General features: G+C 41.3%; 13 protein-coding genes. 7 read left to right on the top strand and 6 right to left on the bottom strand.

The features are described 5' to 3' along the window. Window positions 1-1,174 (top strand): MFS transporter (locus FTV03_RS14240; RefSeq protein ID WP_257220803.1); only part of this gene is annotated, 1,174 nt, incomplete at its 5' end. 128 nt (window positions 1,175-1,302) lie between these two features. Next, window positions 1,303-2,481: a hypothetical protein gene (locus tag FTV03_RS14235; protein WP_180005507.1), complete on the top strand. Its 1,179-nt coding sequence runs from the start codon at window positions 1,303-1,305 to the stop codon at window positions 2,479-2,481. A gap of 85 nt (window positions 2,482-2,566) precedes the next feature. Here FTV03_RS14235 and mnmE read toward each other — a convergent pair whose 3' ends face one another. The 5 genes from mnmE to rpmH all read right to left on the bottom strand — a co-directional run bounded on the left by mnmE (window position 2,567) and on the right by rpmH (window position 6,675). Continuing rightward, entirely contained in the window at window positions 2,567-3,922 is a 1,356-nt protein-coding gene (gene mnmE, locus FTV03_RS14230; protein ID WP_180005506.1) for a tRNA uridine-5-carboxymethylaminomethyl(34) synthesis GTPase MnmE, read from the bottom strand. Window positions 3,923-4,014: 92 nt separating this feature from the next. Next, the gene (gene yidC / locus FTV03_RS14225) at window positions 4,015-5,781 is read right to left on the bottom strand and encodes a membrane protein insertase YidC (RefSeq protein ID WP_180005505.1); all 1,767 of its coding nucleotides are present in this window, start codon (window positions 5,779-5,781) and stop codon (window positions 4,015-4,017) included. A 5-nt stretch (window positions 5,782-5,786) separates the two neighbouring features. Then, entirely contained in the window at window positions 5,787-6,107 is a 321-nt protein-coding gene (gene yidD / locus FTV03_RS14220) for a membrane protein insertion efficiency factor YidD (RefSeq protein WP_078189510.1), read from the bottom strand. Window positions 6,108-6,116: 9 nt separating this feature from the next. Further along, the gene (rnpA, locus tag FTV03_RS14215) at window positions 6,117-6,509 is read right to left on the bottom strand and encodes a ribonuclease P protein component (RefSeq protein WP_078189509.1); all 393 of its coding nucleotides are present in this window, start codon (window positions 6,507-6,509) and stop codon (window positions 6,117-6,119) included. A 31-nt stretch (window positions 6,510-6,540) separates the two neighbouring features. Then, entirely contained in the window at window positions 6,541-6,675 is a 135-nt protein-coding gene (rpmH, locus tag FTV03_RS14210; RefSeq protein ID WP_000831329.1) for a 50S ribosomal protein L34, read from the bottom strand. A gap of 660 nt (window positions 6,676-7,335) precedes the next feature. On the opposite strand from rpmH, the gene dnaA reads away from it, so the two are divergent. From dnaA to FTV03_RS14185, 5 genes are all read left to right on the top strand, one after another. Then, window positions 7,336-8,721 carry a chromosomal replication initiator protein DnaA gene (gene dnaA / locus FTV03_RS14205; RefSeq protein WP_180005504.1) on the top strand — a complete coding sequence of 462 codons (1,386 nt, stop codon included), beginning with the start codon at window positions 7,336-7,338 and terminating at the stop codon, window positions 8,719-8,721. A gap of 108 nt (window positions 8,722-8,829) precedes the next feature. Then, complete coding sequence (gene dnaN, locus FTV03_RS14200) at window positions 8,830-9,978, top strand: DNA polymerase III subunit beta (RefSeq protein ID WP_180005503.1); 1,149 nt, start codon at window positions 8,830-8,832, stop codon at window positions 9,976-9,978. Between the two features lie 23 nt (window positions 9,979-10,001). After that, complete coding sequence (gene recF / locus FTV03_RS14195; protein ID WP_180005502.1) at window positions 10,002-11,084, top strand: DNA replication/repair protein RecF; 1,083 nt, start codon at window positions 10,002-10,004, stop codon at window positions 11,082-11,084. A gap of 43 nt (window positions 11,085-11,127) precedes the next feature. Then, window positions 11,128-13,596 (top strand): DNA topoisomerase (ATP-hydrolyzing) subunit B, encoded by a 2,469-nt coding sequence (gene gyrB / locus FTV03_RS14190; protein ID WP_180005501.1) that lies wholly within the window; start codon window positions 11,128-11,130, stop codon window positions 13,594-13,596. 170 nt (window positions 13,597-13,766) lie between these two features. Continuing rightward, window positions 13,767-14,144, top strand: coding sequence for a hypothetical protein (locus FTV03_RS14185; protein WP_078189504.1), 378 nt, complete (start codon window positions 13,767-13,769; stop codon window positions 14,142-14,144). A 529-nt stretch (window positions 14,145-14,673) separates the two neighbouring features. Here FTV03_RS14185 and FTV03_RS14180 read toward each other — a convergent pair. Then, the gene (locus FTV03_RS14180) at window positions 14,674-16,611 is read right to left on the bottom strand and encodes an ATP-binding cassette domain-containing protein (protein ID WP_180005500.1); all 1,938 of its coding nucleotides are present in this window, start codon (window positions 16,609-16,611) and stop codon (window positions 14,674-14,676) included. Between the last annotated feature and the right edge of the window lie 208 nt (window positions 16,612-16,819).

Genomic DNA, 16,819 nt, shown 5'->3' with positions numbered 1-16,819 from the left:
GACCACATCTCCCTCTTGGCGACCGTTTATCATGGTGAGCCTTGCACTCTGTATGGGCACTATTGGTACAGCGCTAGCTAGTCCTCTGTATCCCATTTATCAACAACTTTGGGGACTGCTGCCGAGTCATATCACCTATATCTTTGTTGCCTACATGTTTGGTTGCCTAGCGACCTTGCTGTTTTTAGGTCGTACCAGTAACAGTTTTGGTTTTTTAAGAACCCTGCAAATCGGTATGGCGTGCATCATCTTAGGTTTAAGCTTATCAGTGTTTGCCAGTAATGCACTGTGGTTATCTATCGGGCGCTTTATTATCGGGATTGCCTCGGGTTTAATTAGCACCTCAGCCATGCTTGGCTTGGTCTATACCATTCCTGAACAGCATAAAAATAATGCACCGCAGCTGAGTTCAATCATTACCGTGATTGGTTTTGGTCTTGGCCCATTTATTGGTGGGGTGATTGCCCAATTTTCGGAACAGCCTTTAGTCACCCCTTATATCCCTGTGATCTTTGGGGGTTTGGCATGTCTAATTGGGTTGTTTTTTATTCGCACACCGAACTTTGAGCCACAGCCTTTTTCAGTGGCACCACATTTGGAATTGCCTGAAAAGCGTGATCATTCACGATTTTATATCGCCGGACTGACTGCCTTTTGTGCCTTTGGCTCTTTTAGCTTATTTGCATCACTCGCACCCTCTTTCGTCAAAGATGCGATCCCATGGCATGGCCCTTTGGTCAGTGGTAGTGCCATTGCAAGTATCTTGCTGGTTTCCGCTGTCGTGCAATTTATGGCGAAATCGATTCCTTCTGAAAAATGTGTCAATGCCGGCTTAATGGTGTTAATACTGAGCTATGCACTTCTTGCCCTATGTATGACCCAACACTGGAGTGCATTGTTTTTTATTAGCGATATTTTAGTGGGTGTCGGTCATGGTCTGGGGCTTTTAGGCGCATTTGGCTTAGTTCATCAAATGACCAACAATCAAAACCGTGCTGCGGTGATCTCGACCTATTTATTTATTGGATATCTAGGCACCATTATTCCAATTATTGCGGCCGGTTATTTATCTGATCATTTTGGCTTGATGGTCGGTGTTTTAGGTTTTTGTATTGGCGTAGGTTTATTGTGTATCGGCTTATTGCTTTGGCACCGCAGTCTGAACACCAATTAACCACTAAACTTATTCAAGAAGCATCTTGTATTGGGTGCTTCTTAAACCCAAAAACAATTAAGAAACCCTATAAAAATCAATCAAATTAAATTAAGATCTTGTGTGATGTGATTCAAAAATTTTAAAAAATGCTAAAAATTCAATGTCAAATTAACACTGCAGAAAATCAAATCATCGCCAACAGCGAATACGGGAATATTCACTATATTTTACCCTTTGAATCCTTACCGCAATTAGAAACCTATGATTTTATCGTTTGGGGCTTTTTACCCATTGCTATGCGCCTTGGCATCCCGCTGCATGTAGAAGGACCTATTTCAATACAAACCCTCCACTCCGCACGTGAGGTTTCAACGGTCTGGGCCGCTTGGTTACCTGATTTATATCAACCAGTCATGCTCAGTGCTGCATCAATCATTCAAACACCACCAGCAAACCAACCCACTCAAAATTTAAGCTTTTTTAGCGGTGGGATTGACTCCACATATAGTACATACAAAGCTTTTCTTGAAAATGGACAAGACTCTGATTGTCTCACTGTGCATGGAATGGATTATAAATTTGATGACCATGAAAAATTTCAGGCCTTAATGGATCAGACCCATAGTTTTAGAAGCCAAGTTTTTAAGCAAAGTCGCGTGGTAAAAACTGATGCTTACGCGCTGTACAGTAAATATGGCTGTAACCCTAAAGGTTCGCATGTCACACATATCTTTTCGCTGTTTTCCTGCGCTTCGATTTTTGAACATTACCAGCAATATCGAATTTCAGCCGATTACCGTTTAGATCAACAATTATTCGTTCATCCCTATGGCTCAAATACGGCATCCAACCGATTGATGAAGAACCGATCTGGGGTCTTAATCACCCTCGACGATGATGTCACGCGATCACAAAAAACCGCATTTTTAAGCCAATCGAACTTAGATTTACAAACCCTGTCGATCTGTGTGAACTATACGGCTCGACCTAAAAATTGTGGTCAATGCAGCAAATGTATGCGCACCAAAGCCATGTTTTATGCCACTAGCCCCGAAATTCCCGATATCTTTTTAGATCGTCGCTTTGAAAAACAGTGGTATCAATCCATTCCATTAAGTTCAAAAATCAATCGTGCTTTTTTAATTGATATTTTGTCAGCGGTCGAAAAATCTTCGCAACAGCAACAATTTCCAGACTATGCAACACTCAAAGTCAAAGTTGAAGCCGCATCGAAAAGAGCAGCAATCAATCCTTTTTATGGGATGAAAATGAAAGATGTGCTGAGAACGATCTTTAAAATCATTTTGGGCTCAAACCCTCGCTAAACGATGTAAAAAAAGCACGATGTTTTCGAACATCGTGCTTTGGATGGATCTATCCATAGGTGAAATGAGGAGCTCAATCGTTTTATTACTTTCCGATACAGAACGATCCAAAAATCTTCCCGAGTAAATCATCTGCACTGAAATCACCCGTAATTTCACCTAAGGCATTTTGCGCCAAACGTAGAGACTCGGCTACCAACTCACCCGCATGATAAACCACCAACTGCTCACGTGCTTCTGCAAGATAGCGCTGAGTGCGCTTCATTGCATCTAAATGACGTGTTCGAGCAATAAAGGTATCTTCCTCTGGTTGAAAGCCTGCATGCGCTGTAATCGCATCAATAAGCGCTTGAACGCCGGTTTCTTGTTTAGCCGAAACACGAATATGTCGAAAACCGTTTAAATCGGTAATTTCTGCGGTAGATCCCGTCAAATCGCATTTATTACCAATCAGCATCAAACGCTTCGGTTCAATATGATCCGCGAAGTACGCTTGAGCCAATTGCAGTGGATCTTCGCCCTGACTTAAGTCATAGACCAAAAGTAACAAGTCAGCTTGCTCAATTTCTTTAATTGCGCGGCGAATCCCTTCTTTTTCGACGATATCACCGGTTTCACGTAAACCAGCGGTATCGGTCAAAGTAATCGGCAAACCATTGAGGCTTATTTTTTCATGTAAAACATCACGTGTCGTACCTGCAATATTCGTCACAATCGCACGTTCCACACCCGCCAAAGCATTGAGTAGAGATGACTTACCTGCATTAGGTTTACCGGCAATCACCACTTGTAAACCCTCACGTAGTAACTGACCTTGACGAGCAGACTGCTGTACAGCATGGACCGAGCTTGCCACTTCATCCAATAAGCCCAAAATCTTACCATCCGCCAAAAAGTCGATTTCTTCTTCAGGAAAATCAATCGCTGCTTCCACATGCAAACGCAAATGGATAAGTTTTTCTAGCACCGTATTAACCTTGCTCGAAAAGGCACCTTGTAATGAACGTACCGCAGAACGTGCCGCTGCTTGTGAGGTGGCATCAATCAGGTCGGCAATCGCCTCGGCTTGCACCAAGTCCATTTTGCCATTTTCAAAGGCGCGCATTGAAAATTCGCCCGCTTTTGCAGCAATAGCACCCAATTCAAGTAACCGTGCCAATAATGCATTTTGAATAACGGGGCCGCCATGACCTTGAAGCTCCACCACATCCTCGCCCGTAAAAGAGTGCGGATTTGGAAAGCAAATCACCAAACCTTCATCCATGATTTCATTCGATGCATCATAAAACTTACGGAAACCAGCAAAACGAGCTTGAGGTAGGGATTGCTGCGTTAATGCTTCTGCAATGGCATAAGATTTGGGACCAGACAGGCGAATCACGCCGACACCACCACGACCCGGCGGTGTGGCAATTGCTGCGATGGTGGTTCGGTTTAACATAAAATTCACCTAAAAATTTTCAAACGACAGATAAAGAAAAATCCGCCTAAGATTACCATCTTAAGCGGATTTATTCAGCCCATCAGCAATGCTTAGTTTGCTGAGTCAGCCGCTTCACGTTTTAAACGGTCTTTTTCAACTGATTTGTTAATCAAACCTTGTTGAAGAATAGTAATACTGTTGTTACAGATCCAGTAAAGCACAAGGCCCGCAGGGAAGAACAACATAAATACCGTAAAGATCACTGGCATGATTTTGAAGACTTTCGCCTGCATTGGATCAGCCGGTTGTGGGTTCAAACTTTGCTGAATGAACATGGTCAAGCCCATTAATAGCGGCAAAATAAACCATGGATCCATCGCAGATAAATCTTGAATCCAACCTAACCACGGCGCATGACGTAGTTCAACAGACTCCATCAATACCCAGTACAAAGCAAGGAAGATCGGCATTTGGAGCAATAACGGCAAGCAACCCGACAGTGGATTCACTTGTTCACGTTTATACAATGCCATCATTTCTTGCGAGAAGCGCATACGGTCTTCACCGAACTCTTCTTTCATGCGTTGCATTTCAGGTGCAATCACACGCATTTTCGCCATAGAGCGGTAGCTCTTCGACGACAATGGCCATAAGATCAGTTTCACCAGAATCGTCAATAGAATAATTGACCAACCCCAGTTACCCACTAAACCGTGGAAAAACTCAAGACCGACAAACAATAATTTCGCAATAGGCCACAACCAACCGTAGTCTACAGTTTGGTTTAAACCAACCGCCAATTCTTTTAATTCAGATTGGATTTTTGGACCTGAATAGAACGTTGCATCTACTTCTGCCACAGTTCCTGCAGGAACATTGATTGCAGGTGAAGTGAACTGAATAATGTTCATATCATCAGTAGATTTACGTGACTCAAGTTTCGCAGCATAAGGCTGACCATTGGCTTGCGTTAATTTGATCTGTCCAGGAATCCACGCACTCACGAAGTAATGCTGAACCATTGCAACCCAACCGCCAGTTGCTTCAACATTCAATTTTTCTTCATTGAAGTTGGCAAATTTAAGTTTGTTGTAATGTTCTTCAGGCGTACCCCATGCACCACCAAGGAATGTACCTAAAGTGAAAATACCTTGATCAGATTTACCTGGATCTTCAGAGTTGTCGCGTTTAAGCTGACCAAACATCTGACCTTGCCAGTTCTGAGCACTGCGGTTCACGATTTTATGATTCACAACAACAGGGTATTCACCTTCAGTGAAGTTAAAGGTTTTAATAACCTCTACACCATCTGCTGTTTTATAAACCATTGGTACTGACAAAACTTTTGCTGTTTGGCCATCTTTACCCTTCACAGCTTTTGCGTCATTTAACGTATATGAAGATTTTTCAATCTCATAGGTCGGACGTCCTTTCGGATTGCTGTCAGGGCCATTAAGACCAATTAAGCCAGACTGAGCAACATAAGTCCGTTTTGCATCGCTTTCAAGCATTACAAACGGTTCATCGCTGTCTTTATTTTTGTCATGATTGAGTAATTCAATACGAACAATATCGCCACCCTTTGGATTAATCCAAAGATGGTAAAGGTCAGTTTGTACTGAAATTAACTGTTGACTAACAGGTGCAGTGGCATCTGTTGTTTGTTGTGTAGCAGCATTATTTGCTTGCGGCACATCAGTAGCAGCCGTAGCTGTCTGGCCATTTGGTAAATCGGCAGATACTTCATGCGTTACCACCGCAGCATTTTGCTGAGGTTTTTGTTCCGCATTTCCATAATCTTTCTGCCAAGCCAAAATGAGCAAATATGCGACAACAAACATGGCCCCTAGAATTGCAATCCTGGCCCATTGTTGCATAGGTATTACCCCAAGTGGTTAGAGTGATTTTGGTTCAATAAACGTTCACGAAAGGGTACAGCAACGTGAAGCGTTTGAGAATCTATTTGCTGAAATGAAATAAAACGAATTGCTTTTGATGGAACAGGATCATAGCCTGAACCGCCCCAAGGATGACAACGGCAAATACGCTGAACAGCTAGACACACTCCACGTACAGCACCATGTTGATGGACTGCTTCCAAAGAATATTGAGAACATGTTGGAATATAACGACAGCGTGGTCCCAATAAAGGACTAATCGCAATCTGATAGAAACGAATGAGCCAATGCAGTAAACGAACCATTGGTCATCTCTACGCTTGTGGGGAGGTAGCTATTTTTTTATGCTTATTTGCAAGGCGCTGCAATTTTTGCCAAGCAAATTGTAATTGCTGATGCAACTCTGCATTCGGTACCGCCTCTATGCCCATTTTTGGCATAACGACAATATCTAATACATTAGACTGCTGTTGATGCAGGCGAAAACTTTCGCGTGCAAGTCGCTTTACTCGATTTCTTTCATGTGCGCGGCGCACTTTTTTCTTAGCAACAACAATACCCAAACGGCTATTCGGCTGTTCGGAGATTTTTGCTAGAAATAAGAAATGGGGTTGATGCACTTTAAAAAGCGCACCATCGAACACACTTTTATAATCGGCAGCACAGTGTATTCGCACATCTGTGCTAAAGCCGTAAAGTGTTGTCATAACACCCAAGTCTTGACAGTCTTAACTGAAATTAAACAGTTAAGCTGTGACGACCTTTCGCACGACGACGCGCTAATACTTGACGGCCAGCTTTAGTAGCCATGCGAGCACGGAAACCATGAACGCGTTTACGTTTCAACTCAGAAGGTTGGAAAGTACGTTTCATATCGAAACTCCAAAAATGATCTTTCAGTAAAGGTTCGCGATTTTAGTGCTCATTGCTTGAGCTGTCAATGAAAAACACGCTTTCTTTCAAAATCTAGGCTGTGATATATCAAGATAATATAAGGATTAGAAATCAGTTATAAAGGTTTAAATTAAAATACTCACAAACTAAATCATTGTATATGTTAATTATTTAAGTTATCTTCAAGTTTACTCACAGATTTATCCACAGTCTCGAATTTGTGAATTGGTTTTTATGAATTTAAATTTGAATTTAAACCAACCCTCGAGTTATCCCCAGAATGGGTCGATCTTATAAATAAATTCAAATTTTAAAATTTAAATTTATTACTATTAGTGTTGATATTTTCTGTGGAAAACGCATTTTTAGATTTAAAAAACAAATAATTATATTGTGGATAACGATGTTTTTATAATTTTGATAGTTTGTGGATAACTTTGTGCTACAATTTATCCACAGCTTGCGGATAAACTTATCCACACGTGATTTAAATTTAAATTTAAACTCAATTTGCGTTTTTTTGATCGATTTCGACTGATTTGTTCATGACAGATGTGGATAAGATGGTTAGAATGGCTGCCCGCTTAGGCGGGGTTGAATTATTTTTTTACGTACAATGGACTGAAATAGGGGTTTCACATGCTTTGGACAGACTGCTTAACTCGCTTGCGACAAGAGCTTTCAGGAAATGTCTATACAATGTGGATACGCCCACTGGTGGCAGAAGATGCAGGTGATAGTCTAAAACTCTATGCACCGAATCCGTATTGGACGCGCTATATTCAAGAGCACCATTTAGAACTGATTTCAATTTTAGCGGAACAGTTGTCTGAAGGTCGGGTACGTAAAGTTGAGATTTTGGTTGATTCACGGCCTGGTGCAATTTTATCTGCAGCTGAACAACCAGCAACAACCACCGCAGCATTAGAGTCAACACCACAAGTATCGGCACCGACTCGTCCTAAAAAAGAAAAAGAAGAGACGTCTTCAAAAAATAACCGTAAGCGTCAGCTTAACCCATTATTTACCTTTTCCTTGTTTGTTGAAGGTCGTTCCAATCAGATGGCGGCAGAAACCTGTCGTAAAGTCTTGACGCAGCCCGGTGCTTCGCAGCATAACCCGTTATTTTTATATGGACCGACTGGTTTAGGTAAAACCCATTTAATGCAAGCCGTAGGTAATGCATTATTGCAAGCGAAGCCGAATGCACGTGTGATGTACATGACGGCTGAAAGTTTTGTACAAGACTTTGTGAGCTCGCTACAGCAAGGTAAGGTCGAAGAATTCAAGAAAAACTGTCGTTCGCTAGATTTGTTATTGGTGGATGATATTCATTTGTTGGCGGGTAAAGAGGCCAGCTTAGTTGAGTTTTTCTATACCTTCAACGCGTTATTGGATGAATCTAAACAAATCATTTTAACCTCAGATCGTTATCCAAAAGAACTGACTGAGCTAGATCCACGTTTGGTTTCACGTTTTTCATGGGGCTTATCGGTGGGTGTTGAACCGCCTGATATTGAAACCCGTATTGAAATTTTACTGAAAAAAGCGGAAAGCAATGGGGTGGAACTTCCACGGAATTGTGCGCTGTTTATTGCTCAACAAGTGGTTGCTAATGTCCGTGAACTAGAAGGTGCGCTGAATAAAGTCGTAGCCATTTCTCGTTTTAAAGGCACCCCAATCGATCTAGATGTGGTGCGTGAATCGTTAAAAGATGTGTTGGCAATTCGTGCGCGCACCATCAGTACTGAAAACATTCAGCGTGTGGTGAGTGAATATTTCCGTATTCCATTGAAAGAATTGGTTGGTCCAAAACGTACACGTATTTATGCACGTCCACGTCAGTTGGCTATGGGGCTAGCACGTGAACTGACAGGGGATAGTTTCCCTGAAATTGGTATGGCTTTTGGTAATCGTGACCACAGTACTGTGATGCATGCCTGTGAAAAAGTACAAAGCCTGCGTGAAGAAGATCCAATCTTCAATGAGGACTATAAAAACTTGCAACGTCTGCTGCAAAGTTAAGTCTTTTCGTTCAAATTCTGTTCTTGCAATGCGGTATATTCTGCCGCATAGTACACTGCTAAAAAATTAATTTATTTTGTCTATCTTCAGTTTTTAGAGGAATGTATCGTGCGTTTAAAAATCGCGAAAGAAAGCTTACTGAATGTTCTATCACATGTCGTAGGAGCGGTTGAACGTCGCCATACCTTAAATATTTTATCCAATGTAAAAGTACAGGTAACTGAGCAAGCTTTGACCATTACCGGTTCAGATCTTGAAGTTGAACTGGTTGCAAGCACACCACTTACTGAAGGTGCATGTTTACAAGCAGGAGTGACGACTGTTCCTGCACGTAAATTGATGGATATCTGTAAATCATTACCGTCAGCGGCATTGATTGATTTGCAAATTACTGAAGATCAACGTTGTATTTTAAAATCTGGCAACAGTCGTTTTGTATTGGGTACTTTGCCTGCAGAAGACTATCCATTATTAACCACTGAAAATACTCAAGGCACTCAAGTCGGTGTGACTCAACGTGAGTTAAAGCGTTTATTTGAAAAAACGTCTTTTGCCATGGCGGTTCAAGATGTGCGTTTTTATTTGACGGGTACTTTGCTTGAAATTGATGAAAATCAATTGCGTGCAGTAACGACCGATGGTCACCGTTTAGCGATGTGTGAAACAGTGGCAAGCTCGAATGCGACACAAGCAATGCAAGCGATTGTTCCACGTAAAGCTGTAGGTGAATTGCAGCGTCTATTGAGTGTTGAAGACGAGCAATTATCGTTGTTAATTGGTCGTGAATTATTAAATGTAACGATTACCATTGCCAGCCGTGATAAAGAGCAGGGTGATATTACCGTACGTTTCACCACAAAATTGATCGATGGTAAATTCCCTGACTACCGCCGTGTGATTCCACGTGGTGGTGATAAAAATGTGCGCATTGCACATGATGTATTTAAACAATCACTACAACGTGTGGCGATTTTAAGTAATGAAAAATTGCGCGGCGTATTCTTGAAGTTTGATGCGGACACTTTACAACTTCGTGCCAATAACCCTGAGCAAGATGAAGCTATCGAAGATCTCGCAATTCAATATGCTGATGCACCGATGGAAATGTCATTCAATGCACAGTACTTATTGGAAGTTCTGAATGTATTGGATGGTGATGATGTTGCAATGACCATGACAGAAGCCAACCAATCTGTATTGGTACAAGATCCACAACAACAAGATCAAACCTATGTTGTGATGCCAATGCGTGTTTAATTCGGACTGACGTCTCAATTATTATGCATATCACGCGTTTACATGTAGAACGTGTTCGAAATTTAAAGACGGTTGCACTCTCTGGGTTGCAACCGTTTAATGTCTTTTATGGGCAAAATGGTTCAGGCAAAACTTCTGTATTAGAAGCAGTACATTTGCTGGCAACTGGACGTTCTTTTCGAACCCATATTCCGAAAAATTATATTCAAAATAACAGCCCTGACGCTGTCGTCTTTGCGCAGTCTGCAACAGACCGCATTGGTATGCAAAAAATGCAGTCGGGCGAGCAAGTGATAAAAATCAATGGCGACCTTGTGGGGACACAAGGGCAGTTGGCCAAGATTTTACCGCTACAACTCATCGATCCACAAAGTACCGATATTATTGATCATGGTGCGAAGCCACGACGTCAACTTTTAGATTGGTTGATGTTCCACGTGGAACCGGAGTTTTACCATGCATGGCAATATTATGCACGGGCATTAAAACAGCGGAATAGTTTGCTGAAATCACGACGTCATTTGAGTCTGTCTGACTTAGAACCGTGGAACAAAATGCTCAGTGATTATGGTGAGATATTACATAGTCTGCGCAGTAATGTGGTGGAACAGTGGACTCGATATTTCCAACAAGATCTCCAAGCCTTATTGCCGCATTTAACAGTGACGTTGGAATATAGTGCAGGCTTTCATGCCGAAACAGGGCTGTTGAATGATCTGACCAATCAGCACTTTAAAGACTGCGAACGTGGCTATACTGAGTATGGTCCGCACCGTGCAGATTTAAGGTTAAAAACCGCTATGGGGGATGCAGATGTTGTGCTCTCTCGTGGGCAAAAAAAGTTATTGATCATGGCGTTAAAACTGTCACAGATAGCAATGCTACATGCTTGTAATAAGGAAACTGTGGTATTATTAGATGATCTGACAGCAGAATTAGATTTAACCGCACAACAGCGTTTAATTGAGCGTTTAAGCCATCTTGGTAGTCAAGTTTTTATTACCACTTTAGACCATGATTCAGTGCAAAAACACTTACATGATTTATCTATTTCTTATCAATTATTCAAAGTTGAAAATGGTACGGTGCAGGCTGTTGTGCAATGAAATACCACCTTTGGATAGACCTATTTTTCACTAGGGAGAAACCATGAGTTCAGAAGATCAAGCTGCTTCTCAAACAGAACAAACCATAGAAAAAGCTTATGATTCCTCTAGCATCAAAGTATTACGTGGTCTAGACGCTGTACGTAAGCGTCCGGGCATGTATATTGGTGATACTGACGATGGTACTGGCCTACACCACATGGTGTTTGAAGTTGTCGATAACTCAATTGATGAAGCGTTGGCAGGTCATTGTGACGAGATCAATGTCACCATTCATGAAGATGAATCTGTAAGCGTATCGGATAACGGTCGTGGTATTCCTACCGACATTCACCCAGAAGAAGGTGTTTCTGCAGCAGAAGTGATTTTGACGATTCTGCATGCGGGCGGTAAATTTGACGATAACAGCTATAAAGTTTCAGGCGGTCTACACGGTGTAGGTGTATCCGTGGTGAATGCGCTTTCAAGCAAGCTCGAATTAACCATTCATCGTGCAGGTCAAATCCACCAGCAAGAATATAAACACGGTGATTCCGTGTATCCATTAAAAGTGGTGGGTGAGACAGATCGTACAGGTACACGTGTACGTTTCTGGCCAAGTGCTGAAACCTTCAGTCAAACGATTTTTAATGTCGATATTTTGGCGCGTCGTTTACGTGAATTATCGTTCCTGAATGCAGGTGTGCGAATTGTGCTACGTGACGAACGTATCAATTTAGAGCACGTTTATGACTATGAAGGTGGTTTGTCTGAGTTTGTGAAATATATCAACCAAGGCAAAACTCATCTGAATGATATCTTCCATTTTACCACTCAAGCGGATAATGGCATTGGTGTAGAAGTTGCATTGCAGTGGAACGATTCTTATCAGGAAAATGTTCGTTGCTTTACCAACAACATTCCACAAAAAGATGGCGGTACGCATTTAGCGGGTTTCCGTGCTGCATTAACCCGTGGCTTAAACAGCTACATGGAAAGCGAAAACTTACTCAAAAAAGAGAAAGTGGCGGTTTCTGGTGATGATGCACGTGAAGGTTTAACTGCGATTGTTTCGGTGAAAGTGCCTGATCCAAAATTCTCTTCGCAAACCAAAGAAAAATTGGTGTCGAGCGAAGTGAAAACTGCGGTTGAGCAAGCCATGAATAAATCGTTCTCTGAATATCTTTTAGAGAACCCACAAGCCGCTAAATCGATTGCAGGCAAGATTATTGATGCAGCACGTGCGCGTGATGCAGCACGTAAAGCACGTGAAATGACACGTCGTAAGAGTGCGCTGGATATTGCTGGTTTGCCAGGTAAATTGGCCGATTGTCAGGAAAAAGATCCTGCATTGTCTGAACTTTACTTAGTCGAAGGTGACTCTGCGGGCGGTTCTGCAAAACAAGGCCGTAACCGTAAGATGCAAGCGATTTTGCCGCTGAAAGGTAAAATCCTCAACGTGGAACGTGCACGTTTTGACAAGATGATTTCTTCACAAGAAGTGGGAACACTGATTACTGCTTTAGGTTGTGGTATTGGCCGTGAGGAATATAACCCAGATAAACTGCGTTATCACAAAATCATCATCATGACCGATGCTGACGTCGATGGTTCGCACATTCGTACGCTACTGTTGACCTTCTTCTTCCGTCAAATGCCAGAACTTGTGGAACGTGGATATATTTATATTGCACAGCCACCGTTGTATAAGCTGAAAAAAGGCAAGCAAGAACAGTACATCAAAGATAATGATGCGCTTGAGACTTACCTGATTTCAAATGCAATTGATGAGCTTGAATTACACATCAGTGCAGAAGCACCAGCCATTCGTGGTGAGGCTTTAGCGGGTGTGATTGCGGATTATCAAACCTCTCAAAAGAGTTTGCATCGTCTGACTGTACGTTATCCTGCAAGTGTGTTGGATGGTTTATTGGCAGTAGAAGGCTTTAAGTTAGATCAAGCAAATAACCAAGACTATGTACAGACTTGGGGGGAGCAGCTACGTGCCAATATTGAGAAAACTCAGCCTAGCTTACGTCCTGAATTAAGCTTAGAAACGTTTGAGCATGAAGATACCGAAGGCAATAAGTCAGCGACCTATTTCCCGCGTATTACCATCTATGTTCATAACTTACCGCACCAATACTTGTTAGATTCAGGTCTATTGGGTTCAGGTGAATATGCGCGTTTGCTCAAAAATTCGAAGAGTTGGTTCACATTATTGGAAGAAGGTGCTTACCTGCAAAAAGGCGAGCGCAAAATTCCAGTGAGTAGCTTCCATCAGGTTTGGCAAAACATCCTACAAGACTCACGCCGTGGCATGATGATTCAGCGCTATAAAGGTTTGGGTGAGATGAATGCTGAACAGCTTTGGGAAACTACGATGGATCCTGAGAACCGTAACATGCTGCAAGTAACGGTACAGGATGCGATTGAAGCTGATCGTATGTTCTCTTGCTTGATGGGTGATGATGTGGAACCACGTCGTGCTTTCATTGAAGAAAATGCGTTAAATGCGGATATTGATGCCTAAATTCTGATTACAGAATCATTCAAAAAAGCACTCTTCGGAGTGCTTTTTTTTGTGCTATCTTAAATAAAATTGAATATTAAATCGCCAATTTGTGTTTTATAAAATTGACTTATTCTGATGCTAAGCTCAAATCTATTTGAACTTAGCAGCTAAAAATAAGAGGTCTATATATGATGGACAATCAACTTGAACACATTCGTGACATCTGGGTAAATGCATTTTTTACCGGAAATTATACTGTTTTAGCCGAATACGAAGATGAGCACTTTAAGGTGGTTTATGAGCAAGACGGGCGTGTCGAAAGTAATTATGTCCGCTATGAACGTATTGCACATGCAGTGAAAAATGGGGTTTGGAAACCACAAAAACCAGACGTAGAATTTGAAGAATATGAGTTTAATCGTGACCAAACGGAGTGCAAAATTTTAATTGGTTTAGCTGAAACACAGCAGCAAATACAGGAAATCTGGCATTTTGATCAGACCTGGAAAATACAAGAATTACGTTTTTTAAAGGCAAAAAAAGCCCATCCTTCTGCCTTATCTTAAACAATAAAAAGTTTAAATTGATGTCGTGAGTGGAGATAAAATGCATCCATCTTGCAAATGTGGATAAGTTTTGTGAATTTTCACATTTAATAGTGTTCAGCATCAAAGTCATTTATAATTGTGGATAATATCATTTAAAAATATTTATCCACAAAAAGGTGGTTCGATATTTTGAATTTAAAAAATAAAAATGAATTTAAAACCAAGATTTGAATTTAAAAATGGCTTTTGTGGATAACTGTGGCAATGAGTTTGATGTGAAGTGTATTTTTTGAATTCATTTATAAAAGTAGGATAAAAGCTATCGCTGAATTTTTAGATTCTTTCTGAATAGAAATGCCTTAACGATGCAATAACCAGTTGGATATGAACATTCGATTTTTTGAATATTTTTTAGATTTATAGTGTGATTATTATTGTGAAGTATAAATAAAAAATCGCCGTGGAACATTTAAATTTCACGGCGATTGATTTTTGAACTTAAGTTAGCTTTTCTTAATAATGCAAATCTAGGGTTTTGCTTTTTAAATTAAGCCTCAAAACTGCTTTCCATTTCTTCTAATTCCATCATTAATTCAAGCATTTGCTCTTCGACTGATTCGAGTTTGGCTTTTAACTCTGTTTGCTCATTCATCAGTTTGAGTAAGTCATCTTTACGACTGGCTTCATATAAAGCACTGTCTGCTAATAATTCCTCGATTTCGTTTAAGCGTGGCTGAATTTTGCTGATCTGCGCTTCATTTTTTTCAATGTTTTTACGAATCGGGCGGGTCAATTCACGTTGACGTGCAGCTTCTTTACGTTGCGCTTCTTTATCGACTTTGGAAATCGTTGGTTTAGTTTCAACTTGAGATTTGATGGGAGTCGGGGCTTGTTGACTATTTTTCATCATGTCGATCCGCGCTTGACGCAGCCAATCGGCATAAGCCACGAGGTCGCCATCAAATTCGCGACATTTCCCATGATGTACCAACAATAATTCGTCACAAACGCTGGCAATCAATTGACGTTCATGCGAAACCAAAACCACAGCGCCTTCAAAATCTTGTAATGCCATAGTTAGGGCATGACGCATATCGAGGTCTAAATGGTTGGTCGGTTCATCTAGAATTAAAACATTGGGGCGCTGCCAAACAATCAAAGCCAAAGCTAATCGTGCTCGTTCACCGCCTGAAAAGCCTTCACTTGGCGTATCCATGCGTTCGCCACTAAAACCAAAGCTGCCTAAGAATGAACGTAATGCCGCTTCACTGATTTTTTTGTCAGCGATTCGAGATAATTGCAACATTGGGCTGGCATTGCCATCTAGAGCATCCATTTGATGCTGTGCAAAATAGCCAATATTCAATAGTTCAGAGGCTTTGCGCATCCCTTGTAATAAGGGAAGGTCACCAACCAAGGATTTAATTAAGGTTGATTTACCCGCACCATTCATTCCCAGTAAACCAATGCGACTGTTTGGGGTAATCTGTAAATTTACATTGGTGGCAATCAGTTTGTCACCATAGCCAATATCGACATGTTCCATTTGTAACAGTGGTGAGCTCATTTTGGTTGGCTCACGGAAACTAAAGGTAAATGGCGTATCGACATGTGCGGCAGAAAGTTCTTGCATGCGTTCTAATTGCTTAATACGGCTTTGCGCCTGCTTAGCTTTAGTGGCTTTGGCTTTAAAACGGTCAATAAATTTTTGGAGATGCGCACGGGTTTCGAGTTGTTTTTCATAGGCTTGTTGCTGTTGTGCCAAGCGCTCAGAACGGGTGCGTTCAAAGGTCGAATAGTTGCCGGTGTAAAGCGTCAGCTCTTGATTTTCAATATGTAAAATATGATCAGTCACCGCATCTAAGAAATCACGGTCATGTGAAATTAAGATCAGTGTGCCTTCGTAAGCTTTTAACCAATCTTCTAACCACAAAATCGCATCTAAGTCTAAGTGGTTTGTTGGTTCATCGAGTAATAATAGGTCTGAACGGCTCATTAGGGTACGCGCAAGGTTTAAACGCATACGCCAACCACCAGAAAAGCTTGAAACATTGAGTTGGGACTGATGTTCAAAGAAACCTAGGCCAGCCATCAGTTGTGAGGCTTTGGATGGAGCTGTATAGCCATGGATTTCATCAAATCGGCCATATAAGTGTGCCAGCGCTTCATTGTCTAATTGTTCTGGATGTTCAAGTTTATGTTGTATATCCCAATATTCTTCATCGCCTGATAGAACGAAATCAATCGCTTTCATATCCAACGCTTTGATTTCTTGCGCCATATGCGCGACGGTCCATACTGCAGGACGTGTTAATGAACCACCATCAGATTCCATTCCACCTAAAAGCGCAGAAAAAAGAGTCGATTTACCCGCACCATTTACACCAGTTAAGCCGATTTTCCAGCCTGGATGCAATTGCATAGATGCTTTTTGAAATAAAACACGCCCACCGCGACGAATGGAAAGTTGGTCTAACTGAATCATGGAACTAACTAAACAAGAAGAATGTGGGGCTATTCTAATGGATGGCTTTGCAAAAGAAAAAACAAAGCATCGCAACCATCTGAAAAAATGTGACAGATTCCACGTATTTAGGTATATTGAACGGGCTTTAGTATTAAAAAAATATTTCAAGTTGTTGTTTTAAATGGATTAATAAAACATATTGGAAATATAAGAAATGAGAAAAGGA

The organism is Acinetobacter sp. YH12218, assembly GCF_013417925.1.
Classification (GTDB): Bacteria; Pseudomonadota; Gammaproteobacteria; order Pseudomonadales; family Moraxellaceae; genus Acinetobacter; species Acinetobacter amyesii.
The sequence above is the reverse complement of the archived record's forward strand: the minus strand, read 5'-3'. Positions and strand labels throughout refer to the sequence as shown.

What these genes read in the sequence shown, in the direction of transcription:
- recF (WP_180005502.1), top strand. Translation starts at nt 10,002, where the DNA reads ATGCATATCACGCGTTTACATGTAGAACGTGTTCGAAATTTAAAGACG.
- dnaA (WP_180005504.1), top strand. Translation starts at nt 7,336, where the DNA reads ATGCTTTGGACAGACTGCTTAACTCGCTTGCGACAAGAGCTTTCAGGA.
- gyrB (WP_180005501.1), top strand. Translation starts at nt 11,128, where the DNA reads ATGAGTTCAGAAGATCAAGCTGCTTCTCAAACAGAACAAACCATAGAA.
- FTV03_RS14180 (WP_180005500.1), bottom strand. Translation starts at nt 16,611, where the DNA reads ATGATTCAGTTAGACCAACTTTCCATTCGTCGCGGTGGGCGTGTTTTA.
- rpmH (WP_000831329.1), bottom strand. Translation starts at nt 6,675, where the DNA reads ATGAAACGTACTTTCCAACCTTCTGAGTTGAAACGTAAACGCGTTCAT.
- yidC (WP_180005505.1), bottom strand. Translation starts at nt 5,781, where the DNA reads ATGCAACAATGGGCCAGGATTGCAATTCTAGGGGCCATGTTTGTTGTC.
- FTV03_RS14185 (WP_078189504.1), top strand. Translation starts at nt 13,767, where the DNA reads ATGATGGACAATCAACTTGAACACATTCGTGACATCTGGGTAAATGCA.
- rnpA (WP_078189509.1), bottom strand. Translation starts at nt 6,509, where the DNA reads ATGACAACACTTTACGGCTTTAGCACAGATGTGCGAATACACTGTGCT.
- mnmE (WP_180005506.1), bottom strand. Translation starts at nt 3,922, where the DNA reads ATGTTAAACCGAACCACCATCGCAGCAATTGCCACACCGCCGGGTCGT.
- FTV03_RS14235 (WP_180005507.1), top strand. Translation starts at nt 1,303, where the DNA reads ATGCTAAAAATTCAATGTCAAATTAACACTGCAGAAAATCAAATCATC.
- yidD (WP_078189510.1), bottom strand. Translation starts at nt 6,107, where the DNA reads ATGGTTCGTTTACTGCATTGGCTCATTCGTTTCTATCAGATTGCGATT.